Origin of the sequence: Sphingobium lignivorans (assembly GCF_014203955.1) — a bacterium.
Taxonomy (GTDB): domain Bacteria; phylum Pseudomonadota; class Alphaproteobacteria; order Sphingomonadales; family Sphingomonadaceae; genus Sphingobium; species Sphingobium lignivorans.
Genome location: NZ_JACHKA010000001.1, coordinates 2,832,649 through 2,859,226, shown reverse-complemented (window position 1 = coordinate 2,859,226; position 26,578 = coordinate 2,832,649). Strand labels below are relative to the sequence as shown.

Annotated in this window: 19 protein-coding genes and 1 pseudogene; 14 read left to right on the top strand and 6 right to left on the bottom strand. The window is 64.4% G+C overall.

From position 1 onward, the window contains the following. Positions 1–2 precede the first annotated feature (2 nt). Positions 3–1,490 (top strand): sulfatase-like hydrolase/transferase, encoded by a 1,488-nt coding sequence (locus HNP60_RS13250; RefSeq protein WP_184154548.1) that lies wholly within the window; start codon positions 3–5, stop codon positions 1,488–1,490. 481 nt (positions 1,491–1,971) lie between these two features. On the opposite strand, the gene HNP60_RS13245 is transcribed toward HNP60_RS13250, so the two are convergent. Together HNP60_RS13245 and HNP60_RS13240 are read right to left on the bottom strand one after the other, a co-directional pair. Continuing rightward, a complete protein-coding gene (locus tag HNP60_RS13245) occupies positions 1,972–3,306 on the bottom strand; it encodes a sensor histidine kinase (protein ID WP_184154546.1) in 1,335 nt (444 codons plus the stop codon). Next, the gene (locus HNP60_RS13240) at positions 3,296–4,696 is read right to left on the bottom strand and encodes a sigma-54-dependent transcriptional regulator (protein WP_184154543.1); all 1,401 of its coding nucleotides are present in this window, start codon (positions 4,694–4,696) and stop codon (positions 3,296–3,298) included. Before HNP60_RS13240 ends, HNP60_RS13245 begins: the two co-directional genes overlap by 11 nt. 153 nt (positions 4,697–4,849) lie before the next feature. Here HNP60_RS13240 and HNP60_RS13235 point away from each other — a divergent pair, with 153 nt between their 5' ends. The 4 genes from HNP60_RS13235 to HNP60_RS13220 are packed head-to-tail and all read left to right on the top strand — an operon-like array spanning position 4,850 to position 9,680. Then, a complete protein-coding gene (locus tag HNP60_RS13235; RefSeq protein WP_184154540.1) occupies positions 4,850–5,068 on the top strand; it encodes a hypothetical protein in 219 nt (72 codons plus the stop codon). A 35-nt stretch (positions 5,069–5,103) separates the two neighbouring features. Then, complete coding sequence (locus tag HNP60_RS13230; RefSeq protein ID WP_260394881.1) at positions 5,104–6,447, top strand: efflux RND transporter periplasmic adaptor subunit; 1,344 nt, start codon at positions 5,104–5,106, stop codon at positions 6,445–6,447. A 13-nt stretch (positions 6,448–6,460) separates the two neighbouring features. Then, complete coding sequence (locus tag HNP60_RS13225; protein ID WP_184157062.1) at positions 6,461–7,141, top strand: ABC transporter ATP-binding protein; 681 nt, start codon at positions 6,461–6,463, stop codon at positions 7,139–7,141. Positions 7,142–7,175: 34 nt separating this feature from the next. Then, the gene (locus tag HNP60_RS13220; protein ID WP_184154537.1) at positions 7,176–9,680 is read left to right on the top strand and encodes an ABC transporter permease; all 2,505 of its coding nucleotides are present in this window, start codon (positions 7,176–7,178) and stop codon (positions 9,678–9,680) included. 96 nt (positions 9,681–9,776) lie between these two features. On the opposite strand, the gene HNP60_RS13215 is transcribed toward HNP60_RS13220, so the two are convergent. Together HNP60_RS13215 and HNP60_RS13210 are read right to left on the bottom strand one after the other, a co-directional pair. Beyond that, positions 9,777–10,040 (bottom strand): hypothetical protein, encoded by a 264-nt coding sequence (locus HNP60_RS13215; protein ID WP_184154534.1) that lies wholly within the window; start codon positions 10,038–10,040, stop codon positions 9,777–9,779. Positions 10,041–10,115: 75 nt separating this feature from the next. Next, positions 10,116–10,946: a 23S rRNA (adenine(2030)-N(6))-methyltransferase RlmJ gene (locus HNP60_RS13210; protein ID WP_184154531.1), complete on the bottom strand. Its 831-nt coding sequence runs from the start codon at positions 10,944–10,946 to the stop codon at positions 10,116–10,118. Between the two features lie 291 nt (positions 10,947–11,237). Between HNP60_RS13210 and paoA the strand changes: the two genes are divergently transcribed. The 3 genes from paoA to paoC are packed head-to-tail and all read left to right on the top strand — an operon-like array spanning position 11,238 to position 15,026. Beyond that, on the top strand, positions 11,238–11,873 hold the full coding sequence (paoA, locus tag HNP60_RS13205; protein WP_184154528.1) for an aldehyde dehydrogenase iron-sulfur subunit PaoA: 636 nt from the start codon (positions 11,238–11,240) through the stop codon (positions 11,871–11,873). Next, on the top strand, positions 11,870–12,820 hold the full coding sequence (locus tag HNP60_RS13200; protein ID WP_184154525.1) for an FAD binding domain-containing protein: 951 nt from the start codon (positions 11,870–11,872) through the stop codon (positions 12,818–12,820). Before paoA ends, HNP60_RS13200 begins: the two co-directional genes overlap by 4 nt. Before the next feature lie 4 nt (positions 12,821–12,824). After that, a complete protein-coding gene (paoC, locus tag HNP60_RS13195; protein ID WP_184154522.1) occupies positions 12,825–15,026 on the top strand; it encodes an aldehyde oxidoreductase molybdenum-binding subunit PaoC in 2,202 nt (733 codons plus the stop codon). A gap of 147 nt (positions 15,027–15,173) precedes the next feature. Here the strand turns inward: paoC and HNP60_RS13190 are convergent. Beyond that, positions 15,174–16,549, bottom strand: a pseudogene (locus HNP60_RS13190) (helix-hairpin-helix domain-containing protein); the annotation flags it as partial. Between the two features lie 187 nt (positions 16,550–16,736). Here HNP60_RS13190 and HNP60_RS13185 point away from each other — a divergent pair. The 3 genes from HNP60_RS13185 to HNP60_RS13175 are packed head-to-tail and all read left to right on the top strand — an operon-like array spanning position 16,737 to position 20,086. Next, complete coding sequence (locus HNP60_RS13185) at positions 16,737–17,753, top strand: DODA-type extradiol aromatic ring-opening family dioxygenase (RefSeq protein ID WP_184215314.1); 1,017 nt, start codon at positions 16,737–16,739, stop codon at positions 17,751–17,753. 38 nt (positions 17,754–17,791) lie between these two features. After that, on the top strand, positions 17,792–18,856 hold the full coding sequence (locus HNP60_RS13180; RefSeq protein ID WP_338056720.1) for a Rieske 2Fe-2S domain-containing protein: 1,065 nt from the start codon (positions 17,792–17,794) through the stop codon (positions 18,854–18,856). A 54-nt stretch (positions 18,857–18,910) separates the two neighbouring features. Then, a complete protein-coding gene (locus HNP60_RS13175) occupies positions 18,911–20,086 on the top strand; it encodes an amidohydrolase family protein (protein ID WP_184154517.1) in 1,176 nt (391 codons plus the stop codon). A gap of 54 nt (positions 20,087–20,140) precedes the next feature. On the opposite strand, the gene HNP60_RS13170 is transcribed toward HNP60_RS13175, so the two are convergent. Further along, on the bottom strand, positions 20,141–21,037 hold the full coding sequence (locus HNP60_RS13170; RefSeq protein ID WP_184154514.1) for a LysR family transcriptional regulator: 897 nt from the start codon (positions 21,035–21,037) through the stop codon (positions 20,141–20,143). Between the two features lie 365 nt (positions 21,038–21,402). On the opposite strand from HNP60_RS13170, the gene HNP60_RS13165 reads away from it, so the two are divergent. From HNP60_RS13165 to HNP60_RS13155, 3 genes are all read left to right on the top strand, one after another. Beyond that, entirely contained in the window at positions 21,403–24,081 is a 2,679-nt protein-coding gene (locus tag HNP60_RS13165) for a TonB-dependent receptor (protein ID WP_184154511.1), read from the top strand. 23 nt (positions 24,082–24,104) lie between these two features. After that, complete coding sequence (locus HNP60_RS13160; RefSeq protein WP_184154508.1) at positions 24,105–25,031, top strand: TauD/TfdA dioxygenase family protein; 927 nt, start codon at positions 24,105–24,107, stop codon at positions 25,029–25,031. Positions 25,032–25,150: 119 nt separating this feature from the next. After that, positions 25,151–26,560, top strand: coding sequence for an MFS transporter (locus HNP60_RS13155; protein ID WP_184154505.1), 1,410 nt, complete (start codon positions 25,151–25,153; stop codon positions 26,558–26,560). Positions 26,561–26,578: the final 18 nt, after the last annotated feature.

Below are 26,578 nucleotides of genomic sequence, written 5' to 3'. Positions count from 1 at the left end.
TCGTGATCAGTTTCTCAAAACGCCAGCTTCTGATGGCCGGCATTGCCTCGGGCGCCCTCATTTCCTTGCCAGGGCTGGCTCAGGATCGCGATTATGTGAAGCGCGACAAGCGCAAGCGCACGAACCTGCTCCTCATCACCGCCGACGATATCGATTGGACGGCGCTCGGCTTCATGAACGGGCGACGCGACCTGACACCGAATCTGGACCGTCTGGCGAGCCAGAGCCACGTTTTCGAACAGGTCCGGACCGTCGCTCCGATCTGTATGCCGTCGCGCCAGGCATTCATGAGCGGATTGTTGCCACATCGGAACGGGGGCAATGGCTTCTTCCCCATGCATGAAGGAACGCCCACGCTCTGCTCCTTGCTGGCGTCAGAGGGTTATTATTGTGCGGCGAGCCACAAGATCGGGCACATGCAGCCTGCGACGTCTTTCCCGTGGCACATGATGCAGGAAGGGAAGGACCGGCATCCGATGGTCCATGCCGATATGACCCGGCTCGCGATTGCCGAGGCGCAGGCCCAGTACAAACCGTTCTTCATCAACTGCAATATCAACGATCCCCATCGGCCATTTTATGGCAGCCGGGATGCTGAGGAACTGGATCACGGGCAGGAGGGCCCTTACCGCATTCCCAATCCGCTCGGTCCCGACGACGTCATTGTCCCGGCCAATCTGGAGGATCTTCCCGAGGTACGGCAGGAGATCGCCCAATACTGGAACTCTGCTCAAAGGCTCGACATCGCCGTCGGCAATATCCTCAAAGCGCTCGAGGAGAGCGGTGCGGCTGATGACACCATCGTCCTGTTCGTTTCGGATCACGGAATGCCTTTCCCGTTCGCCAAGGCAACCTGTTACGATCACGGCATCAGAACACCCGTCATTTTGCGCTCGCCCGGCATGACCTCGCCGTGCCGCTTAGACAATCTTGCGAGCAACCTCGACATCCTGCCGACGCTGCTTGAGCTTCTCGGGATCGAACGCCCGGTCAACCTCGACGGCCATAGCTGGGTACCGCTGATGAAAGGGACAGGCGCCGTCCAGCAGCCGTTCGTCATGTCCTACGTCGATTATGTGTCCAGTGGCTGGCTCTATCCATCACGAACCCTGCAGGATCGCCGATATGCGCTGCACTTCACGGCCTGGGCGGACGGCAAGACCAAACTCAAGCTGGAAAGCATGTGGGGCCTGACCTATCCCGCCATGGAAAAAGCGGCGCAGAGTGACGCCCGGATTGCGGAACGGGTTGACCAATATGTTCACGGTCGCCTTCTCGCACTCTATGACATGCAGGTCGATCCGGGACAGCGCGTCAATCTTGTCTACGACGAAGCCCATCGTCCGATTGCAGAGCGGATGAAGCGGCTCATGCTGGAGGAGATGGAGCGAACGATTGATCCTCAACTCGAGAACTATCGCCTCGCGTTGCGAGGGCAAGTGCCCGTATTGCTGCAGAATCCTCAGCGATATCGGATCGCAGGCGACTGATTTGAGCTGGCCTTTTGCTTTATTCGGGCTGCCGGACTTCAATGGCACGCTGACATCTTTTGCAATGGTACGCAGGCAAGTGCGAGCGCGAGTGCCAGCAACCAGAATGGCCTATGAACGATTGGCAGTTATGCCATTCTCGTTGTCGCCTTTCCGAATCGTCCGACCTTCACGTCATGACGAGCGGGATGAACGAATAGCGGCTATCGGGACGTCAGAATTGAGGCGGGAATGTCCGAGATGTTGGCGGTGAACGACCACATCTGAGGTTACAGCGGCGGGCGGAATCTGCTGCGCGCCTGCGAAACACGTTCTCTGACTACACAGCCCATAGCGTGATTATTCTGATAATCGCACGCTTCTGGCATCGATTCACGATGTCGGCCCGGGGTTCGTTTTCAGGTCCGGCGCCTATGCCGTGCGCTGTCCGCGGAGGTAAGTAAAAATGCGCCGGGTCGCATCGGTGGCTGAAAATGGGCGATCAGGCGTGGGGCAAGGCGAGGCAAATGAGAGCGCCGCCGTCCGGAGCGTCACGCACCTCGATCGTGCCGCCATGCGCGATGGCGATCTGGCGGGCGAGATTGAGGCCGACGCCGGTGCCGTTGGCGCGGGTGGTGAAGAAGGGCAGGAAGATGTCGTGGCGCAGCGCGGGCGGGACGCCGGGGCCGCAATCCTCCACTTCAAGCAGCACGGCCTGCCCATAGGGCTTGACGCGCAGCGTGATGTGGGGCGCGTCGGTGTGGCCATCCATCGCCTGCCGGGCATTGCGCAGCAGGTTGATGACCACTTGCGCCAGCAGGTCCGGGTCCGCGTCCAGCGGCAGATCCTGCGGCTCGACGATCAGCCTGATCGGCAGCTCGGCCGCTTCAGCCGCGAAGATGCGGACCAGTTCCTCGGCCCAGGGCAGGGCAAGGAAGCGCTGGCGGCGTACCTCGGGCGAACGGGCGACGGCGCGATAGGCCTCGATGAAATGGGACAGGCCCGATGCGCGCCGGGCGAGCGCGGAAACGGCGGCGCGGGCATCGGCGACGCGCGGCTCGGCGGCGAGGTCCGGTGCCTCGAGCAGCCCCGCCGCGGTCTCGGCCAGCGAGGTGACGGGGGTCAGCGAATTGAGGATCTCATGCGTCAGCACGCGCACCAGATCGGTCTGGGCAGCGGCCTCCACGGCATTCAGCATGCCCTGCACGGGCTGGACGGTGACGACGCTGATGCGGCGGCCCAGCCGGTCCAGGCTGGCCCGGCGGACCAGCACATTCTGCGGCATGCCGTCGAGCGCGATCAGCAGCATGGTCTCGCCCGGCCGGCCTTCGGCGAGCTGGCGCGCCAGCGTGGCGCTGTAGCGGACATAATCCTCCGCACGGGCACCCTGCACATCGCGGAACAGGCGCCGCGCGGCCTTGTTGGCGAGCGTCACCTGACCCTCCGCGTCGATGGTGAGCAGCGCGATGGGCATGTCGTCGACCAGCGCCTCCAGGAAGCGCAGCTCGCCCGCCATCGCCTCCTGTCGGGCATGGGCGCGCGTCATGGCGGCGTCCAGCGCCTCGCCCAGCTCGCGAAAGCCCGCGCCCTGCTCGAGCCCGAAACGGGTCGCGCTGTCGCCGAAGCGCAGGGCCTCGACGAAGCGCGCGACCGTGCGATTGGTCTGGCGGACATGCAGCCACAGGCCCGCCGTGGCGCCGGCCACGCCGAGCAGCGCGACGATCCGCCCGGCGCCCAGCCCCGGCAGCATGAAAGCGCCCACGCTGGCCGCCAGCGCGGCGCCGAGCAGCGCGATCCAGCCCGCCAGCGCGAATGTGAAGCGGCGGTCAGAGCCCATGTTTTTCCATGCGCCGATAGAGCGCCGCGCGGGACAGGCCCAGTTCGGCCGCTGCCAGCGAGATATTGTAGCCATGCTTGCGCAGCGCTTCCTCGACCATGCGCTTTTCCGCCCGGTCGAGATTGAGGTCGCCGGCCTCGGCAGGCGTCGCCGCGGTAAGCGCGGTCACCGGCACGCGGGGCGCGCTGGCGCTCAGCGGGAAATCGTCGGGCTGGAGCGGGCCGCCATTCGAAAGGATCACCGCGCGCTCGACGGCATGACGCAGCGCGCGGACATTGCCGGGCCAGTCATGCGCCATCAGCGCCGCACGGGCCCCGTCGCTCAGCTCGGGCGGCGGCCGGTCGTAGCGCCGCGCGTAAAGGGCGAGGAAATGCGCGACGAGCAGGGGGATGTCCTCGCGCCGCTCGCGCAGCGGCGGCAGGTCGATCTCTACTGTGTTGAGGCGGAACAGCAGGTCCTGCCGGAAATGGCCCTCGTCCGTGAGACGGTCCCGGCTCATATTGGTCGCGGCGATCACGCGGATATCCACCGGCACCGGCTTGTTGGCGCCCACCGGCGTCACCTTGCGCTGTTCGAGCGCGGTCAGCAGCTTGGGCTGGAGATGCAGCGGCAAGTTGCCGATCTCGTCCAGGAACAGCGTGCCGCCGTCCGCGGCCTCGATCCGGCCGACGCGGTCGGCGCGCGCATCGGTGAAGGCGCCCTTCAAATGGCCGAACAGCTCGGAATCGATCAGTTCCTCGGAGATGGCGCCCAGATCCACCGTCACCATCGCCCGCTCAGCGCGCAGCGAGGCGCGGTGCAGGGCGCGGGCGACCAGTTCCTTGCCTGTGCCATTCTCGCCCAGTATGAGGACATTGGCGTCGGTCGGCCCCGCGCGCGCGATCAGGCTGTGGACGCGGGCCATGGCGGGCGCGTCGCCGAGCAGCGGGGTCTCGCCGGTGCCGGAGCTGGCGACGGTGGCCACCTTGCCGCGCTCGGTCGAGACCGCCGAGCGGGAGCGGCGAAGCATGGCGGCGGTGCGTACCGTGGCGAGCAGCCGCTCGTTCGCCCAGGGCTTGGAGACGAAATCGGTCGCGCCGCGCTTCATGGCGGCGACGGCGATCTGCACGCCGGCATGGGCCGTGATCATCACCACCACCAGATCGGGATCGGCAAGCAGCATCCGGTCCAGCCAGGCGAGACCCTCCGCGGCATCGGTGGCGCCGCGCGCGAAATTGGCGTCGAGCAGCACCACCTCGGGCTTGCGGGCGAGCAGGGGCATCGCCTCCTGCGGCGTGCGGACGGTGACGACCTCGGCGAACAGGCCCCGCAGCAGCATGCGCGCCGCCATGAGGATGTCCTCGTCATCGTCGACGACGATGCAGAGATCGAATTCGTGGCTGCGCTCCATCTGTCCGTTCCCATAAGGTGACTGTGCGATTTCGGACAATCAAAATGCGTGCCAGTTCCCCAGTCTCATGGATTTTCGCGAAAAACCGAAACTGGCACGGCTCATGCTCCCTGAGAGGCAACCGCAATGCCAAGAGCCGAAAGGAACGCTCTCATGGACAAAAAACGCAGCAGCATTCTCGCCGTTCTGGCGGGGCTGTCCCTGCTGTTGCTTGGGGTGCCGGGAGCAGGAGGCTATCGCCCGCTGGGGCTCGATCTTGACATCGGGCAGGAGCGCACCCGCATCGTGCTGACCGCCGCCGTCATCCGGCTGGCGTTCGATTTCGAACACCATCGTCCGAAAACGGACAGTGGGCGGGGCGGTTTCTCGTGATCGGGCGGGACATTGTGGCACGCGCGGCGAATGGCATGAAGCTTGCGACGAGCGGTGGCATGAGCATCGTGCGGATCAGGACGGACAGGAAGGAGGACGCATCCGCGGGACCGGCGAGCGGCAGCGGCATGGATCAGGTGGTGGAGAGCCGCCGCCTGCCCGCGCGGCTCAAGCTGAACGGCGGCGCGGTGGCGCTGGCGCTGCTGGGCGCCGGCTTCTGGTGGTTCGCGCCGAGCGGGGCGAGCCAGACGGTGCAGAGCGCCCAGCTCGCCATCTCGGAAGTGAAGCGCGGCACATTCGACGATTTCATCCCGCTGCGCGCCAAGGTGACGCCGCTGCTCACCGTGTTTATCGATTCCCTGGAGGGCGGGCGGGTCGACAGGATACTGGTCGAGGATGGCGCGGTGGTCGGCAAGGGGCAGCTCATCGCCGTGCTCTCCAATGCCGATCTCCAGCTTTCCACGCTGCGCGACCAGGCGGAAGTGGAGCAGCAGATCAATGCGATGCGCAGCCAGGAGTTGGCGCTCTCCCAGACCCAGCTCGCCGATGAGCGCGCCGTGCTCGAATCTCGCCTCGCGATGGAGAAGGCCAAGCGCCAGCTCGACCTGGAATCGCCGCTCGCCGAGCAGGGCTTCGTCTCGCGGCGGCAGTTCGCCGACACGCAGGACCAATATGATTTCGAGGTGCGGCGCGCCGCCGTGCTGCGCCGCACCCAGCAATCCAACACGCAGATGCAGGGCCGCCAGCTCGCCCAGCTGCGCGAATCCGTGGAATCGCTGCAATCTAGCCTGCAACTGGCCCATATGAACCTGGAAGCGCTCAACCTGCGCGCGCCGGTGGATGGCCAGCTCTCCGGCTTCAACATCCAGGTCGGCCAGTCGCTCCAGCGCGGCGAGCGCATCGGCCAGATCGATTCTCCCGGCCACAACAAGCTGCAGGCCGGCGTTGACGAATATTATCTCGGCCGCGTCTCGCTGGGCCAGCGCGCCGCCATCGACTGGGGCGGCAAACATTACACGGCCCGCGTAACCAAGATCTATCCGCAGGTGCAGAACGGCCAGTTCCAGGTCGACCTCCAGTTCATCGGAGCCGAGCCGGAGCAGATCCAGCGCGGCCAGAGCCTGCAGGCGCGGCTGACGCTCAGCGATCCCACCCCCGCGCTGCTGCTGCCAAGCGGCGGCTTCTACAACGACACGCAGGGCGCCTGGGTGTTCGTGGTGGCGCCGAACGGGCGCAGCGCGGAACGACGCAATGTGCGGCTCGGCCGGCGCAACAGCGAGTATATCGAAGTGCTCGACGGTCTCAGCCCCCGCGAGCGCGTCATCACCTCACCCTATACCGGCTTCACCGACAAGAGCCGCCTCGACCTCGCGAAATGAAAGGACATCCATGATGCTGCGCATGCGCGAACTCTCCCGCGTCTATCGCACCGACACGGTGCAGACTACGGCCCTCGATGCCATTGATCTCGACATCGCGACCGGCGAGTTCGTCGCAATCATGGGCCCCTCGGGCTGTGGCAAGTCCACCCTGCTCAACATGATCGGCATGCTCGACAGCCCCACAGGCGGCTCCTACCTGTTCGACGGGCAGGAAGTCGCCGGCCTGTCCGAGACGAAGCTGGCGGTCGTGCGCAAGGAGAATATCGGCTTCATCTTCCAGAGCTTCAATCTGGTCGACGAGCTCTCAGTGCGCGACAATATCGAACTGGCGCTGCTCTATCACAAGGTGGCGCCCTCCGAGCGCAAAGCGCGCGTGGAAGCTGTGATGGACCGGGTCGGCATCGCTCATCGGGCCAAGCATTTCCCCAGCCAGCTGTCCGGCGGCCAGCAGCAGCGCGTGGCAGTCGCCCGCGCGCTCGTCGCCGAGCCCAAGCTCATCCTGGCAGACGAGCCGACCGGGAATCTCGACACCCAGCATGGCGAGGAAGTGATGCGCATGCTCCAGCAGCTCAACGCGGAAGGCTCGAACATCGTCATGGTCACTCACTCGCCCGCCCATGCCGACTATGCCGGGCGCATCGTCAACATGCTCGACGGGCGCATCCTGCAGGAGCGCCGCCGGGCGGCGTGAGGAAAGACGGGACGGGAACGGGAAGGACGCAGCAATGTGGCGCAATTATCTGACGGTGGGCGTGCGGGCCCTGGCCAAGAACAAGGTCTATGCCTTCATCAACATCTTCGGCCTGGCGATCGGCATCGCCGCCTGCCTGATGATCCTGCTCTATGTCCGCTATGAGAGCAGCTATGACGACTGGCTGCCGGACAATGACCGGGTGTTCCAGTTCCAGAGCTATTATCAGAGCCTGACGTCGTCCGACAAATTCGACAATCAGGGCGTGCCCTATGTGACCAAGGGCGCGCTGCTCAAGGATTTCCCGCAGATCGAGGCGGCGACCTATGTGGGCGGCGGCGTCGGGATCACCGTCCTCAAGGATGGGCAGGCCTACACGCCCGAGGACGCGCAACTGGTCGACAGCCGCTTCCTCGATGTGGTGGCGCTGCCGATGCTCCACGGCAATGACCGGGCGCTGGCCAATCCCGGCTCGGCGATCCTGAGCGAGAAGCAGGCGATCCGCTTCTTCGGCACGACCAATGCGGTCGGCCGCACGCTCACCACGATCATCATGGGCGTGAAGGCGGACTATCGCGTCACGGGGGTCTTCAAGGATCTGCCCAAGAACACGCATATGGCGTTCGGCATGCTGCTGCGCGCCGACATGCCCAGCCTTTATGCTCAGGGCCATAATGAGGCGTTCCTGGAGAGCTGGGGATGGACCGCCGGCTGGGTCTATGTAAAGCTGAAGCCCGGCGTGGACGTGGCGACGGTCAATAGCCAGTTCGACGCCTGGAAGAAGCGCAACATCCCCGACAGCACGACCAACGGCCAGCGCAGCAACGAGGGCGACGGACGGACCTATGCGCTGGTGAATGTGCGCGACGTGCATCTGGGCAAGGCGCAGAACTCGGACATGACGCCGGGCAACGACCGGACCTCGATCGTTACCTTTTCCGTGATTGCCGTGCTGATCCTGGCAATGGCCTGCATGAACTTCACCAATCTCGCTACCGCCCGGGCCGGGCAGCGGGCGCGTGAGGTGGCGCTGCGCAAGGTGCTGGGCGCCACGCGCAAGCAGCTGATCATGCAGTTTCTGGGCGAATCCATCCTGCTCACTGCCATCGCCACGCTGGTCGCGCTGGCGCTGGCCGAGATCGCGGTGCCCTGGTTCGCGCATTTTCTCGATGCGGACATAGCGCTGCACTATTTCGGGCACGGCGGTCTCCTGCTGCCGATCCTGGCGCTGGTGCTGCTGGTCGGCGCGGCCGGCGGCCTCTATCCCGGGCTGTATCTCTCGCGCTTCCAGCCGGCGCGCGTGCTCAAGGCCAACAAGTCGGCATCGGAGGCGGAAGGATCGGGGCGGCTGCGCGGCATATTGGTCGTGGTCCAGTTCGCGGTTTCAATCGGGCTGATGGCCTGCACCGCCATCGTCTATGGTCAGACGCTCTATGCCCGCTCCGCTGACCCCGGTTTCAAGCGGGACGGGCTGCTGCAGGTGAACGGCATCGGCGCGACCAGCCTGCAGGGCCGCGAGGAAGCGCTGATCCAGCAGATTCGCAAGGTGCCCGGCGTGACCGCGGCGGCGCGCACGGGGATCGGCGTCAACACCGGCAACACCTCCAGCACCGTGGTGGGCGTGCCGGGTCAGCCCGAGCCGGTCCAGATCGGCATCTATGCGATCGACGCGGACTATTTTCCGACCATGCAGATCCGGACGGTCGCGGGCCGCATTTTCGATCGCAATCGTCCTGCGGACGACGCGACCGAGCCGGCCGTGCCCGATCCCGAAGCGGCGCGGGCCATGGGGGCACGCGGCGCCAATATCGTCCTCAACGAATCCGGCGTGCGTCGCCTCGGCTACACCAGCCCGCAGGACGCGGTGGGCAAGATCATCGACTATGATCGCGGCGACGAGGGCGGCATCATGAAACTCACGATCATCGGCGTGGTGACCGATTCCCGCTTCCGCAGCGTCCGCACGCCGATCGAGCCGATCATGTTCTTCGTGAACACCAACAACACCAACTGGCTCGATGTGCGCTACGATGGCAATCCGGCGGAGGTGCGCGCGGGCGTGGAACGCGTCTGGCGCAGCTTTGCACCGGATGTGCCCTTCAAGGCAGAGTTCAGCGATGCCATCATGGCGCGCACCTACCAGCGGATCGACGCGCGGGCGCAGATGTTCGGCATGTTCGCGCTGCTGGCGGTGGTGATTGGCTGCCTCGGCCTGTTCGGTCTCGCCGCCTTCACGGCGGAGCGGCGGACCAAGGAGATCGGCATCCGCAAGGTACTGGGCGCGGGCACGTTCGACATCGTGCGGCTGCTCGTGTGGCAGTTCACGCGGCCGGTGGTGATCGCCAACCTCATCGCCTGGCCCATCGCCTGGTGGGCGATGCGCGACTGGCTCAACCAGTTCGACGCGCGCATGCCTTTGGGGCCGACGCCCTTCCTGCTGGCTGGCCTGCTCGCGCTGCTGATTGCGGTGGTGACGATCGCCGCCCATGCCGTGCGGGTGGCGCGCACCAACCCCATCAAGGCGCTGCGCTACGAGTGAGCGCGGCGCACCCGGCGGCGGCATTCCCTTGCGCCGCCGCCGGGAGGTCGGTTTGCGACCTTGCGAAGAGCGCTGTCGGGCCGGTGACGTCCCCGATCAAAAAGCCAGATCGAAACCGAGCCTTATGCTGCGCGGCTGGAGCGGGTTGATCTGATTGCCGTCCCGCAGCGAGAAGGGCGAACCGAAGGCGAAGCGGTTGCCGCGGGTGTCGAGCAGATTGGTGAGACTCAGGCTGATGCTGCGCGTCTCGTCGCCCACCCGCAGTTCCAGTCCGCTGTCGACATAATTGCCCTGAAGCTGGCCGAGGATCGGCCCGACCCCGAGCATCGACTTGCCGACATAGCGGGCATAGCCCCGCACCAGCTTGTCGAAACGCTGCGTGAGGTCGGTCTTGCAGCTGAAGCCGAGCCGCGCGGTGGCGTCGGAGGGGCTACATTAATCGCCCAGCCAATCGGTCGTGATCTCGCCCCTGTGCCCCTCCGGCGCCAGCGTGGCGCGCAGGGCTTCCAGCAGAGCCGGCAGCGCCTGCGTGAAGGCGTAGGGCTGGTTGACGATATAAAGGCCCGCGCCGTTGTAGATGCCGGGCTGATCGGCATCGTACAACCAATGCTCGATGCACAGGAATTTCGGGATGCCGAGCCTGCGTAACTGCCCCTTCCAGCGCTGATGCATGGCGCGGTCTTTCAAGGGATACCAGATCACCGTCACACCATGCGCCCATTTGCGGTGCGCGGCGGCGAGGCTGGCTGTGACGCGGGCGCGTTCGTCCGGCTGCTCGTAGGGTGGATCGACGACCACCACGCCGCGCGCGGTGCGGGGCGGCACCATCGCCAGCCACAGCTCGTAGGCGTCGCGCTCGTGCACGGCAGCCGATGTGCCGCGCATCACCTTGCGCAGGGCACGGGCGTCTTCGGGATGTTTCTCGTTGAGAATCAGGACATCCTGCGGACGCAGAAGCTGCGCCAGGATTTGCGGCGAGCCGGGGTAGAGCCGTGGCTCGGCCCCGGCATTTACCGCCTGTACGGCGGCGCGGTAGTCGTTCAGCAAGGGATTCGGATCGGAAAAGGCCCGCAGCACGCCCTGCATGGCCTCGCCGGTCCGTCCGGCCTCCTCGCCGCCAAGGTCGTACAGCCCGCAGCCGGCATGGGTGTCGATCAGCGTCAGCGCGCCCGGTTTTTGCTGCAGGGACCGTACGAGGGCGATCAGCAGGCTGTGCTTCACGACATCGGCGCTGTTGCCTGCGTGGAAAGAGTGGCGATAATTCATTGTGATACGCAATCCGGATACGAGCTGCCCGGCACGGACGCGAGGCGATTGAAGCAACACATCCGGTGCTCGTACAAAGTTTGGGGGAGCGATTAAAGCACGTCCGCGCGCGACCTAAAGTCTGCGATGGCGATCGTCGCGACAGGCGGAGATGCATGGATACGGTCGCATGGAAGTGCAAGCGGGGCCACGCCTGTTTGCGATGCGGGGTCGTCTGGAAGCCAATTCGCGGTTGCTGCGTTCGGCCAGCATGGGACTATCCAGTCAGCAGTTGCGAAGGACGATGAAGCCATGGATCGACCGGAGGAGTGGCGCGTCTCCCGACGGGGCATGCTCGTTGGCAGCTCGGCAACAGCGGCAGCCATGAGCTTGAAAAAGGCCGATGCCCGGCGCCCCTTGCCGCAACCTCCCGCGGCGATGGTCGAGGTCGCGCTGAGCGTGAATGGCACGCTGCGCAGGTTCACGACTGATACACGCACAACATTGCTCGATGCGCTGCGCGAAGAGCTCAAACTCACCGGCACGAAGAAAGGCTGCGATCATGGCCAGTGCGGCGCCTGCACCGTGCTGGTCGACGGTGTCCGGATCAACAGCTGCCTCACGCTTGCAGTGATGCACGATGGCGACGAGGTCACCACCATCGAAGGGCTGGGCACGCCGGACCAGCTCCACCCCATGCAGCGCGCCTTCGTCAGGCATGATGGCTATCAGTGCGGCTATTGCACGCCGGGCCAGATCTGCTCTGCGGTGGCCGTGCTGGACGAGATCGCAGCCGGTGTGCCCAGCCACGTCGCCAATGATCTGTCGGCCAAGCCGCAACTCAGCAATGCGGAACTGCGCGAGCGGATGAGCGGCAATATCTGCCGCTGCGGTGCCTATTCCAACATTGCCGAGGCGATCACCGAAGTCGCGGAGGCGAAGGGATGAGGCCGTTCACCTATGAGCGCGCGACCTCGCCCGCTCAGGCCGCGACGGCCGTGTTCCGCCAGCAGGGCGCGCGCTTCATTGCTGGCGGCACAAATCTGCTGGACCTCATGAAGCTGCAAATCGAAACGCCGACCCATCTGGTCGATGTTCAGGATCTGAAGCTCGATCAGATTACGCAGGAGCCCGATGGCGGCCTGCGGATCGGCGCGCTCGTCACCAATACGGCGCTGGCGGCAGATCGGCGCGTGCGCAGCGATTATGCTGTCCTGAGCCGGGCCATTCTGGCCGGCGCGTCGGGACAGCTGCGCAACAAGGCGACCACCGGCGGCAATCTGCTGCAGCGGACGCGCTGCCCCTATTTCTACGATACCAACCAGCCCTGCAACAAACGTCAGCCCGGGACCGGCTGCGCGGCCATCGAGGGGGTCTCCCGCCAGTTGGCGGTGATTGGCGGCAGCGCTGCCTGTATCGCGACGAACCCCAGCGACATGGCAGTTGCGTTGCGGCTGCTGGATGCGCGCGTGGAGACGGTCGATGCACAGGGCAATGTCCGGTCGATCAACATCGCCGACTTCCACAAATTGCCCGGCAAGACGCCGCATGTGGAAACCGCGCTGGCGCCCGGCGAACTGATCACGGCCGTGCTGCTGCCCAAGCCGGTTGGCGGTCTGCATTTCTATCACAAGGTGCGTGATCGGGCCTCTTACGCCTTTGCTCTCGTGTCGGTAGCGGTGATCCTCGAGCGGAATGGTTCAGGCCGTGTTGCCGTGGGCGGGATCGCGCCCAAGCCCTGGCGCATAGATGCTGCGGATGCCGCGCTTCCGCAAGGGGCGGAGGCAGTGGCGCGGCACCTCCTCGCCGGCGCCACGCCGACCAGGGACAATGCATTCAAGATCGAGCTGGTGGAGCGGACGCTCGCCGGCATCTTGCACGACGCGAAGGGTTGATGCCGTGAAGTTCGATGCCCCCGCTACCCAGAACCCGATCGACCAGCTCAAGGTCGTCGGCAAGTCCACCGACCGGATCGACGGGCCGCTCAAGACGACGGGCCGCGCACCCTATGCCTATGAAAGGCATGACGTCGCAGCGAACCAGGCCTATGGTTTCGTCGTCGGAGCGGCCATCGCCAAGGGGACCATCCGGTCGTTCGATCTGGTCGACGCCAGGGCCGCGCCCGGTGTCCTCTCTATCATCACCACGCTCGACTACGAGCCGCTGCCCCTCGGCGGCCAGAACACCGCAAACCTGTTCGGCGGAGCGAAGATCCAGCATTATCATCAGGCAATCGCGCTGGTGGTCGCCGAGACGTTCGAGCAGGCCCGCGCCGCCGCATCGCTGATTCAGGTCGATTATGCCCGGGAAGACGGCAAGTTCGATCTCGAGCGCGAGGCTGCCCGGGCCAAGCCTGTTCCGGATGAGGACGAGACCAACGAAGCCGGCGATTTTGCAGCCAGCTACGCCAGGTCCGAGGTCAAGCTCGACCAGCGCTATAGCACGCCGGACGAGAGCCATGCGATGATGGAGCCGCACGCCACCATCGCCGCGTGGGAAGGGGAGAAGCTCACCGTCTGGACGTCGAACCAGATGATTGCCTGGGGCAAGCGCGATCTTGCCAGGGCCCTATCGCTCAAGCCCGAGCAGGTACGCCTTGACTCGCCTTATGTCGGGGGTGGCTTTGGCGGAAAACTGTTTCTGCGCGCCGATGTCGTTCTCGCGGCGCTGGGGGCCAGGACCGTTGGGCGGGCGGTGAAAGTCGCCCTCACGCGGCCGCTCATGATCAACAACACGACCCATCGGCCGGCTACGCTTCAGCATATCAGGATCGGCGCGAACAGGGATGGGCGGATTCTCGCAATCTCGCATGAGAGCATCTCGGGGAATCTCCCGGATGGGGAGCCGGAGACTGCTGTCCAGCAAACCAGACTTTTCTACGCGGGGGAAAGTCGGGAAGTCTCCATGAAACTGGCGCAGCTCGATCTGCCGGAAGGCAATGCGATGCGCGCGCCCGGTGAAGCGCCCGGGCTGATGGCGCTTGAGATCGCCATGGATGAGATGGCTGAAAAGCTGGGGCTGGACCCTGTGGAGTTTCGTATCCTGAACGATACGCAGGTCGATCCGATGAAGCCTGAGCGTCCCTTTTCGGCGCGTCATTTCGTCGAATGCCTCAGGACCGGAGCGGAGCGCTTCGGATGGCAAAAGCGCAAGGCGACCCCGGGCTCCGTGCGTGAAGGCCGCTGGCTCATCGGGATGGGCGTCGCGGGCGGTTTTCGCAACAATCAGCTGACCAGATCCGCGGCACGGGTCCGGCTGTCGCGCGATGGCAAGATCACCGTCGAGACCGATATGACAGATATCGGGACCGGCACTTACACGATCATCGCACAGACCGCTGCGGAGATGATGGGCGTGGACCTGGATGACGTCATTGTGAAGTTGGGCGACTCGGACTTTCCTGCCTCAGCCGGCTCTGGCGGCCAATGGGGCGCAGCCAACTCGACGGCCGGCGTCTATGCCGCGTGCATCAAGATGCGCCACCAGGTGGCGACGCGCCTGGGGCTGAACAACGCGGATGTGATTTTTTCCGAGGGAGAAGTCCGCTCGGGCGATCGAGCCTTGCCTTTGCGCAACGCTGCACATGATGGGGAACTCGTCGCCGAAGATGGTATCGACTATGCGGACGACTTTGCCGACCGTGCGCAGCAATCCACTTTCGCCGGCCATTTCGTCAAGGTCGCCGTCGACGCCTTCACGGGCGAAACCCGCATCAGGCGGATGCTCGCCGTGTGCGATGCCGGGCGCATCCTCAATCCAAAGTCAGCGCGAAGCCAGGTGATCGGTGCCATGACCATGGGCGCAGGCGCGGCGCTGATGGAGGAACTCGTGGTCGACAAGCGGTTCGGCTTCTTCGTCAATCATGACCTCGCGGGTTACGAAGTACCGGTCCATGCCGATATCCCGCACCAGGACGTCATCTTCCTTGATACCACCGATCCCTGGTCCACTCCGATGAAGGCGAAGGGCGTCGGAGAATTAGGAATCTGCGGGGTGGGAGCGGCGATCGCCAATGCCATTTACAATGCGACCGGCGTGCGATTACGCGATTATCCGATGACCCTAGACAAGCATCTCTCGCGCTTGCCAAAGCCGGCCTAGTCTGAAGCAGGAGTATCGGTGTCCGTCAATAAAGGAGAGCTTTGCCCGCGGGGGCGGAAGGTTTGACAGTTGCTGTCCCGGTCGCTGGGAATGCGACGTCAGATCACATGGGCAGCGACGCAGCTCTGCCCAATCAGGATCGCGCGTTTAATGAAGGTCGTGACTTCTGATGCGAACGATCTCATCCTGTTCGGCCGCTGCGCCGCAGGGCGGGGAGGTGAGGGGCCGACCGCGCGGGAATGCCGGATCGCGTGGATCAGGCCCGCCGCCATTTGATGCGCCATCGCCTCTGCCGGGCGCGATGAGGAAATCCGTCCGGCCGATCGAGCGGAGCATATCATCCTGGTTGAGAATCCGGTCGCAAATCACATGAATGACCTCGCCTTCCTTCTGCAGTCGACCGCGCATGGTGATCATCGAACTCGACATGATCGGCCGGCGATAGATCGACGAACCGGTCGGGCCACAGGATGCCGTTGGCGATTCCAGTTTCGTCCTCGATCGTGACGAACAGGACGTCTTTTGCCGAGCCTGGGCGCTGCCTCACGACCCCCCGCGACCTCGACATTCCGACCATCGCGGATGCCGGCGAGGTCGCCGCACCGCGCGATGCCCATTCGATCCAGCTCTTCACGAAGGAAGCTCACCGGATGTCCGCGCAGCGAAAGCTGGGTCGACCGATAGTCTTCGGCAAGCTCGCGGCCAGCGGTCAACGGGCGCAAAGCCACGTTAGATTCGATCCCTTCTGCGCGGACCGCGCCCTCGCGGGCATCTGCTGCAGCGAACAGAGGCAATGGCGCTTCGCCTAAGCCTTTCACTTTCCAGAGGCCCTGGCGCCGGTCATCAGCAATGACGTGGAAGGCATCGGCTTCCGCCAGACATCTTCTACGCTGTCATAAGGCACCGGGCCACGCGTGCTCGCGATCGCGGCGCCATGAACATTGGCGAGGCCGCGCACCTGGCGAAAGCCGAGCCGGACTGCAACATGGCGCCCCCCGGACGGCTCGAGCGTGCAATCCCAATGGCTGTGATTGATAGAAACCGGGCGGATCTCGACGCCATGATCGCGCGCATTACCCACGAGCTGGGCAGTCGCGTAGAAGCCCATGGGCTGGGCGTTGAGCAACGCCGCGCAGAAGACCTCGGGATGATGATGCTTCATCCAGCAAGACGCACAGGCGATCTTGGCGAAGGAGGCAGCGTGGCTTTCGGGAAAACCATACGAGCCGAACTCTCTTCGATCTGATTGAAGGTCCGCTCGGCAAAATCTCTGGGATAGCCGCGCTCGACCATGCCGTTGACGAGCTTGTCGTAGAAATGACTGACGCCCCGGTGAGCTTGAAGGTCGCCATGGCGCGGCGCAGTTGATCGGCCTCGACCGGCGTAAACCCCGCACCGACGATCGCGACCTTCATCGCTTGCTCCGGCAAGGTTACCACCTTGCGCGGCCTTCCCGAGATTCGCCGCAGCGCCGCTGATTGAAGAAGCCGCTGGCCTCCTCTTCTCCGCTCCAAATGGTCATACCCATTCTGTATGCCTCCTTTTCAATTATGTAATGGACAATGCGGGGTGCGAGGCATCAGTTTTTGGGGGACCCGTCAGGTTGCCGTTGAACCCGCCGGGTGTGGACGGTTTTCCTGCTGCGGATCAGCGCGCTCGCGGATTGAGCTGCGTTTCTTGGATCATCGCTTAGGAGATCAGGACAACCTGATGGCTCAGATCATATTGGGAGTGGGAACATCGCATACGCCGATGCTGACATTGGGCAGCGAGGACTGGATCCATCGCGCCGCCGATGACCTCAAGAACGAGAAGCTCAACCAGTCGGACGGCACTTGGATCAGCTATGCGGATCTGCTCGAGCAGAGGGGGCCCCTTCATGCGGACCGGGTTGCGCCGGACGCGCTGGAGACGCTGAGCAGGCAATGCCAGCGGGCCCTGGACCGTCTGAAGCAGGAGATTGCCGCGGCGGCGCCGGACGTGATCCTGATCGTCGGTGACGATCAGTCCGAGCTGTTCGGGCCGCAGAACATGCCTGTTCTCTCGATCTTCTATGGCGAGGAAGTCGTCACGCATGATCGCTGGGGGGCGGCGAGCTATCCCGATTGGGCGCGCCAGATGGGCAAAGGCTACGCGATGGACGCGGTCTACAGCTTCCCCGGCGCGCCGCATTTCGCCCGCGCCCTGATCGAAGCCATGGTGGAGCGTGGCATCGACGTCTCCAGCGCGGCGCGCGTGGACGATCCCCACAGGGCCGGCTTCGGCCATGCCTTCGGTTTCGTGATCCGGCGCCTGATGGGGGATAAGCCCGTGCCGGTCGTGCCGATCCTGCTCAATACATATTATCCGCCCAACGTGCCGCCGGCATGGCGCTGCCATGACATGGGCCGGGCGCTGCGGGCCGCCATCGAGGGCCATGACGAGGATCTGCGCGTGGCGATCATCGCATCGGGCGGACTCAGCCACTTCATCGTGGACGAGGCGCTGGACCGGCAGGTCCTCAAGGGCTTCGCGCCCGAAAAAGCGGAAATTTTGCGCAATCTTCCCAGAGGCGCGCTGATGTCCGGATCGTCGGAGATCCTCAACTGGGTCCTGACCGCCGGCGCGGTCGACCATTTGCCACTGAACTGGGTGGAATATTATCCCGCCTACCGCACGCCGGCCGGAACCGGGGTCGGCACGGCCTTCGCAGTCTGGGGCGGCGCTGAGCCGGGCGTGCGCGCATGAGCATGGCGGGGACCGGGCAGCAGGCGGCCGGAGCTGCAGTGCCTGACAACGTTTTTGTTCAAAATCAGTGGTATGTTATCGGCTGGTCTCGCGACATCGGCCCCGAACCCTATGCGCGCACGGTGTGCGGGGAGCCCATATTGGTCTATCGCAAGCAGAATGGCGAAGTGACGGCCATGCGGGATGCCTGTCCCCATCGCCTCCTGCCGCTCTCCATGGGGATCAAGGAAGGCGACAATATCCGCTGCCGCTATCACGGGCTAATGCTCGATGCGGAGGGCCGTGCGGTCGAGATGCCGCTGCGGTCGGACCGGGTCAATCCAGCCCTGTGCGCGCGTCGATACCCGGTGGTGGAACGCTACAGCTTCGTCTGGGTCTGGATCGGCGACGCCGCCAGGGCCGATCCTTCGCTGCTTCCCGATTACTGGATGTGCGAGAAGGAAGGCTGGGTGTTTGACGGCGACACCTATTTCGTGCGGTGCAATTACCAGCTGCTCGTCGATAATCTGATGGATCTCACGCACGAGACATATGTCCATGCCACGACCATCGGCCAACAGGAGCTCATGGATACGCCGATCAATACGCGCGTCGAGGACGGGAAGGTCGTGGTCGAGCGCTGGATGCCCAACGTGCCGACGCCGCCCGCCTATCGCCAGCCCCATCTCTCCGGCAATGTCGACCGCTGGCAGATATGCTATTTTCTGCCGCCCTCAAGCGTCGTGATCGATGTGGGGGTCGCCCCGGTGGAGGAAGGCGCGACGCTGGAGAACCATCCCGTGCGCAGCTTCGTGATAGACGCGATGAGCCCCGAGACCGAGACGACGACTTATTATTACTGGGGCGCGGCGCGGAACACGGACATCGGCAATGACGAGCGCACCCAGCGCACCAAGGAGGTGCAGCGCCAGGTGTTCGCCGAGGATCTGGATGTGCTCGAGGCCCAGCAGCGTTCCCTTGCGCGCAATCCCGATCTCAGGATGCTGAACTTCAATATCGATTCCGGCGGGGTCCGGGCGCGCATGATCATCCGGCGGATGTTGCGGACGCAGGCCGATGAGGCGGCGCGCGGCAGAAACGCGCGCGAGACAGACGCCGCGTGACGATCATGCGATAAGGTCGAACAAAGGACGGACCGTCGCGGAGAGGAGAAGACCATGGATTACCCACTGATATCCTGTGACGATCATCTTGATCTCAACATGCTTCCCGAAGATCTCTGGACGTCGCGGCTTCCGGAGCATCTGCGTCACCGCGCGCCGCACATCGAGGAGCGTGACGGCAAGCCGGTCTGGGTCTGCGAAGGGGATGTCTGGGGCAGCTGGTCGGGCCGGGCGGCCGGGCCGAGCGGGCCCAAGCCGATCTTCACCGCCTTCGACCGCGGCGGCATCACTGACGTATCGGAGCGCCGCCCGGCCGTGCCCGCGCTGCGCCTGGCGGACATGGACCGCGACGGTGTCTTCGCTCATGTGATCTTCGGCCCCGTCACGTCGATCAACCTGGAGGATCAGGAACTGCGGGATGCGTGCTATCGCGCGTACAACGACTGGCTGGCCGATTATTGCCGCGCCGCGCCGGACCGGCTGATCGGCGTGCCGATGCTTCCGGAATATCCCGAATCCGCGACCGAAGAGATCCGTCGCCTCGCCGCCATGGGCGTGTTCCGGCAAGCGAACATGCAGATCGCCGTGGCCAGGCCGGGATTGCACGACGAACGCTGGGAACCGTTCTGGAACGCGGTGGAAGAGACGGGCATGATCCTCTCCTTCCATGTCGTGGTGTTCCTCGCCGGACGAGGCCCCAATCCGGCGGCCGGCAAGGTGGCCAGCCATCTCATCCACGCCAAATCGTTCGTCTCCCAGTTCATCGATCCCTTCGTGGATCTCTTCGCTTGGGGCATTCTCGAACGCCACCCGAAGCTGAAGATCGTGATCGCGGAATCCGGTGTGGGCTGGCTGCCCTGGCTGATCGAGGAACTGGACTATCGCCACTGGCGCGTCTGGGAGGGCGAGGAGTTCTGGAAGTCGCGTGGCGGCATCCCGCTGAAGAGCAAACCGTCCGAACTGTTCAAGCGCCAGATCTACGCGACCTTCCAGGAAAGCCCGACGGCCATGGCTCTGCTCGATTTCTACGGGCCGGACAATCTGCTCTGGGCCTCGGATTATCCGCATCCGGACAGCATCTGGCCAAACTCCCACGCCGCAATCCAGCGCCAGATGGGGCATTTGCCGCCCGCCACGGTCCGCAAGCTTACCTCTGGCAATGCGGCGAAGCTCTATGGGCTGGATATCGACGCGGCCTGGAAAGCGGCGGGACTGAAGGCAGCCCAATGACAGGGCGGGTCGCTTCCGGTTTCCCGGGAGCGACGCTTCCCCGCAGTTGGCACCTCAGTTAGCCATCGTCCGCGCGATCTCCAGGAAGCGGGTGACGACCGGCGGCACCAGTCCGCGACTGCGCCGATACATGACCATGCGACGCGGCACGGTCATCCCCGCGACCTCGAGATCCGTGATGAGGCCTGCCTTCTCCTCGACCTTGTAGACGGTGTCGGGAAGCCAGCTCAGGAAGCCGGAATCCGCCACCAGCGCCTTCATCATGGAAGTCGACCAGGTCTCCACGGCGATGCGCGGCGGGCTGATGCCCAACTCCGCCAGGATACGCTCGAAGCCGCGGCGCGGCTGGCTGCCTTGCGGCGGCATGGTCCAGAGCTCATCCTTGAGATCGGCCACCGTCAGCGGGCCGCGTGCGCGCACAGGATGATGCGGGCTCGCGATCACCGAGCCATAATCCGAGAAGGTCAGGTCCAGCCTCAGCATGTCCTCGTTGACCGGCATTTCCGTAGCGATGATGATATCGACCTGGCGGTTCAGCAGCGCAGGCTCCAGCGTATCCTGAACGCCTTCCAGCATCTCGATCCGAAGATTCGGGTTCTCGATGACCATGCGATGGAAGATCGGCGGCAGGAGATGAGCGCCCACGCTGACCGCCGACCCGATCCGCAGCACGCCCAGCGACCCCGTCCTCAGACGCTCGATCTCGTCGCGCGCGTGGCTGGATTCAAGATCGATCCGGTTCGCGAACGGCAACAGGGCCTCGCCGTAGACATTCAGCGTCACCCCGCTTGCGAAGCGATCGAACAAGGGGACGCCCAGCCGCATTTCGAGACGCTTGATCATTCGGCTCAGCGTCGGCTGGGACATGTTCAGGACCTCGGCGGCCCTGCCGATGCTGCCATGGCTGGCGACGATGAGAAATGCGTCTCGGGTGCGATCATCGAAGGGCATGTCGATTCGGTATGACTCTCGTTCAATTATGCAGTGGACATCCTGCCGGGGCCTGCCTCATCTGTCGAACATAAAAGAAAATAAAGCGAAGGAGAGGCTGCGGACCCCGCGCCGCACATGCTGAAAAAGCAGTCGCGGACATCGCCCGGCCAAAAAGAGAAAGATCCCCCGTGCCACCGCGCCGGGGCACGGCTTTCCTTTGCCTTTCGCAGGAGCAGACGGGCCAGGCCGGGGCGAGATCCCTTTGTCTCGACCTTCCCGTCACACGATCCGGTGCAAGACGCCGGGCATGACGATGGAGGGGAAGAGACGTGAAGCATATGGCAACGTCGCGTAACGTGCGAATTCTGCTGGGAACCACAGCCTTGACCATCGGCTGGATGCCGGCGGCAGCGCAGGAAAGTCCTGTGCCGGCTGCGCAGGAACGCTCAGCCCCGGCGGCCGCGGCGGACGACATGGACATCATCGTCACCGCGACGCGCCAGGGCGATGTCTCGGTCAATCGCGTCCCCATGAGCATCGTCGCGCAGAGCCAGGAACTGCTGGACCAGCAGGCCGTGAAGACCGCGCAGGATATCTCGCGCCTCGTGCCGGCCCTGCGGATCGAGGAAGTGAACGCATCCTCCTCGAACATCTCCATTCGCGGCGTCCGCTCGGAGACCGGCTCCGCGACGACCGGCGTCTATATCGACGACACGGCCCTGCAGGCGCGGGCCCTGCGTGGCGCGGCGGCAGGCGGCGGCGTGTTCCTCCCGCCCATCTTCGACCTGGAGCGCGTGGAAGTGCTCAAGGGCCCGCAGGGGACGCTCTACGGCGGCTCCTCGCTCGGCGGAACGGTGAGATTCATCACGCCCGCACCCAATCTGCGGGATTTCACCGTGAAGGCCCGCGCCGAGGTGAACAGCGTGGACCAGGGTGAAATGGGCTATGAGGGCGGCATTGCGGTCAATTTCCCGCTCGTGCTCGACCGGCTGGCGCTTCGCGTGAGTGGCTTCCACCGCCATCTGGGCGGTTTCATCGATTTCAAGGACAGGCGCGACACGAGCAAGGTGGTAGAGGCGGACGCCAACTGGCGCGAGCAGCAGGTGTTCCGGGCCGCGCTGGCCTGGGAGCCCTCGGACGCGCTGCGGATCACGCCCTCCTTCTATTATGCCCGCGACAAGCTCAATTCGCTGAGCGAGGTGTATCGCTCCTCGCCGGGCTATACGACGCCAGCCTTCGGCACCTATCAGGATGCCGCGCCTGCAGGCAGCCCGCCCGGCACGCCCGGTCGCGGATCGCCCCTGTTCGGCCGCTATACCGGCACGGGGCCGGGCGGCGGCCTGCTGCCGGCGGGATATGTGCCTCCGCCGGGCGGCGGCATCGTGACGGATATTCCTGGGGCAGAAGGCCGCTCGGTCTTCATCCATCCCGAACACAGCTATCCGGCCCTGGTCCTTGGCCCCTATGACACCATCGAAGTCACCAATGTGGGGGACAATTACACCGGGCCCATCGCGCGCGAGCCTTCGGGGCGCGTGAACAAGATGTATCTGGGCAGCGTCTCGATGGACTGGGACCTGGGACCTGCCCAGATCATGTCGGTGACGAGCTATCTCCGGGACACGGGCGAGGGCGCCTTCCCCGCTGCCATGATTTCCTCGGTCAGCGTCACGGCGATCCCGGGATATCATCCCTCGGTCAATACATCCTATCTGTTCGACACGGTGCGTCCCATCACCAGCACTTTCTTCTTCGATGCCAAGCGCGAAGCCAAATCACAGGAAATCCGCCTCACTTATCCTGAGGACCGCAACGGTCTGAGCTTCGTCGCTGGCGTCTACTATTCGGATGCGCGGACGGAATCGGTGAATGTGAACATCTCCGACCGGTCCGCCCCGCGCGAAGCGGTGTTCAATATCGGCCAGACATTCTTCCCGATTCATACGGCCGAGCAGATCGCGTCGAACAACCAGCAGGAGCAGGTCCAGATCCTGGATGAGACCTCGATGGCTCTCTATGGGGAAGCGACTTACGCCTTGACCGACAAGCTGAAAGTCATTGCCGGCATCCGCTTCTCCCGGGAAGACATCGCTTATTCGCTGCGGACATGGGGCCTGCTCACCAATGCGCCGTTCGGCGTGGGCACCTATGTCGAGGGCGGCACGGTGGAGAAGCCGATCACGCCCAAGATCAGCCTCGCCTATCAGGCGACGCCGGATAACCTTTTCTACGCCACGGCGTCCAAGGGCTATCGTCCCGGCGGCGTGCAGGGGCAGGCCAATCCGGCGATCTGCGCCAATGACATGGCGGCGCTCAACATCACCGAGACGCCGAGCGCGTTCGGATCGGACTCGGTGTGGAACTATGAGGCGGGAGCCAAGGTCCGCCTCTTCAACAGGGCGCTGCAGTTCACCGGCACAGTGTTCCATGTGCAGTGGAACAAGCCGCAGACGCCTTACCGTCTGCCGACCTGCAATTTTGAATATGTGACCAATATCGGCGGTGCCTACAGCCGGGGGTTCGATCTGCAGGGGTCGCTGCGGGCAGCGCCGGGCCTGACGATCGACTTCGCGCTGGGCTATACCGACGCCAAATTCACGCAGGACGTTCTGACCGAGCCAAACGCACAGGGGGATCGCAGTCTGCTCGTGGGCGAAGGCATGCGGCTGCTGGAAGTGCCGGAGTGGACCGGCTCGGTCGCCGCTCGCTACGAGTTCCGCCTCTCTCCGGAATGGCGGGCCTATGCGTTCGGCGCCTATCAGTATACCGGCTCCTATGTCACCACCCTGGGCCCGGGCGTGCTGAGCCATTCGCCCGATGTGTTCAACGCGCCTTCCATGGACAATGCCACCGCGCGCGTGGGCGTCTCGACCAGCCGCTTCGACATATCCCTGTTTGTGGATAATCTCTTCGCCAACAAGACGCTGCTGCCGAACGATCTGGTTGGCAGGACGTCCTGCCGCGACCTGGAATGCTCCACTTACGGGACCTTCTATCCGCTCACGCGCGGCCGGACGGTGCGCCCGCGGACCATCGGCCTGACCGTCACGGCGAACTATTGAGAACAGGAAGCGAGGACGGAGCGATGACGTTGCAGATCAGGAAGATCACGCCCAGCTTTGGCGCCGAGATTACCGGTGTCGACCTGACAAAACCCCTCACGCCGGACGTGGAGGCCGAGATCGTCTCGGCGATCGCGGAATATGGTGTCTGCGTTTATCCGGACACCGGCCTGACCGATGAGGGCCACATCTGGTTCAGCCGCATGTTCGGCAATCTGTGGACGATCGGCGGGCAGGGGACGCGCAGATCCCGCTTCGATTACCCGCAGCTTTTCGAGGCCGGCAATCTCACGGCGGAAGGCACGATCAGCGACGACGAGATGGCGCGCAAGCGCCGCAAGGGCGACCGGCTGTGGCACACCGATTCCAGCTTTACCAAGGAGCGCACGACTTATTCCCTGCTTCTGGCGCATGAAGTGCCGGTCTCGGGGGGCGAGACCGGCTTCGCGGACATGCGGGGCGCGTATGATGCCTTGCCGCAGGAGATGAAGGAGCGCATCGCCGACCTGCAGGCGGAGCACAGCTACAATTACTCGCGGATGCTCGCGGGCTTCCCGATCACCGAGGAGGAGGTCGAGCAAGGCATGATCGCGCGCCATCCGCTGGTGCACACGCACCCGATCTCGGGCCGCAAGAGCCTCTACATCGCCAGCCACGCGCTGCGCATCACAGGCATGGAGAAAGAGGAAGGCCGCGCGCTCATCAAGGAGCTTCTGGCGTTCGCGACCCAGCCGCAATTCACCTTCGACCATCACTGGAAGGAAGGCGACCTCGTCATCTGGGACAATTTCTGCACCATGCACCGGGGCGGGGAATATGACGACGTGAACCATCGCCGCGACATGCGCCGGACGACGGTGATGGCCTATCCGCCGCCGCCGGTCGTGATGGATCCGCGCTTCGCCGATCGGTTCGATGCCGCCCAGTTCGAGGCCATGGCGCATGACTGAGCCAAGGCCGGCGAAGCGCGCGCAGGACATCACGGGTTCAGGGCTTCGTTCCACGGGCTCTTCCCGCGCATCGGGCGCCGGGCGTGGCGCGCCGGGACAGAGCCGCGACAGGCGCTCCAATGCGCACGGTTGAACCGGTGGCGGACAGCCAGGGCGTGCTGCCGGGGCGTGACGAGGGAAGCAGACAATCGAGCGCCGCGCCCGAGACGACGGCTCCCGGCTGGGCATCCCCCCGCACCGCCTGGTTCACGCTCTCGATGATCGGCACGGTCACCATCCTCGGGCAGATGGACCGCGCGATCTTCTATCTCCTGGTCAATTCGATCAAGCGCGACCTTCAGTTTACCGACACGCAGATGAGCCTGCTGATGGGCGTGGCATATTCGGGCGCCTATTTCCTTTTTGGCCTGCCCATCGCGCGGCTGACGGATGTGGCGACCCGCAAATATATCCTGCCATGCGCGCTGGCGGCCTGGAGCTTTGGAACGGCGCTCTGCGCCGTTTCCGCGAATTTCTGGCAGCTCTACATTGCCCGGTCGATCGTGGGGGGCGGGGAGTCGGTAAAGGGGCCTTGCTCGGTCTCGATGATCTCCGATCTGTTTCCGCGGGACCAGCTCCCTCGCGCCTACGCGGCTTATAATTTCTCGATCCGCTTCGGCGAGGCGCTGGCACTCATTATCGGCGGCTTGCTGATCGGCTATTTCGCGACGCTGGGCACGGTCCAGATCCCGCTGATCGGTCCCATGCGGGACTGGCACATGGTCTTCCTGATCTTCGGCATTCCGGGGCTGGTCTTCGCGCTCATCTTCCTGGCCACAGTCAAGGAACCTGCGCGGCACGGGAGGAAGATCAAGGGTTCGGTTCCGCTCAAGGAGGTCTTTGCTTTCCTGTTCCGCAGCAAGGCGGGCGCGGTGCTCATCCCCATCCTTCTCGCCTCAGCCGTGAACAATATCGAGATGGTCGGCATCGGTTCGTGGCGCCCGACTTTCTATGAGCGCACTTATGGATGGGGGCCTGCGGACTTCGCGCCGATCATGGGCGTCGCCAACCTCATTCTGGCGCCCATTGCCCTGATCGCCGGGGCGATGCTGTCCGAACGGCTGGCGCGGCTGGGCCATGCCGATGCGAACATGCGCATCGTCCTCTGGGCCAATATCGGCGCCATTCCGCTCGGCATCGTGAGCCCGCTGATGCCCACCTTCGAAATGGCGCTCACTGTGAGCCTGATGAGCACGTTCCTCACTATTGCGAGCGCTCCCTCTCTGCTTGCGGCGATGCAAGTGGTCACGCCCAACGAGTTGCGGGGGCAGGTCAATGCCCTGTACCTCTTCACGCTGAGCGTGCTCGGACAAGGCCTCGGGCCGACCGTCGTGGCGCTGATGACCGACTTCGTCTTCCAGTCGGAGGCGGACCTTCGTTATGCGATGGTCACGATCGCGGCGCTGGCGGGGCCGGTTTCGCTGGCGCTCGTGTGGATCGCGGTGAAGCCATATGGCGAGGCCTACAAGGCGGCCACCGCGGCAGACTGAGCCGGGCTACGCCGATGT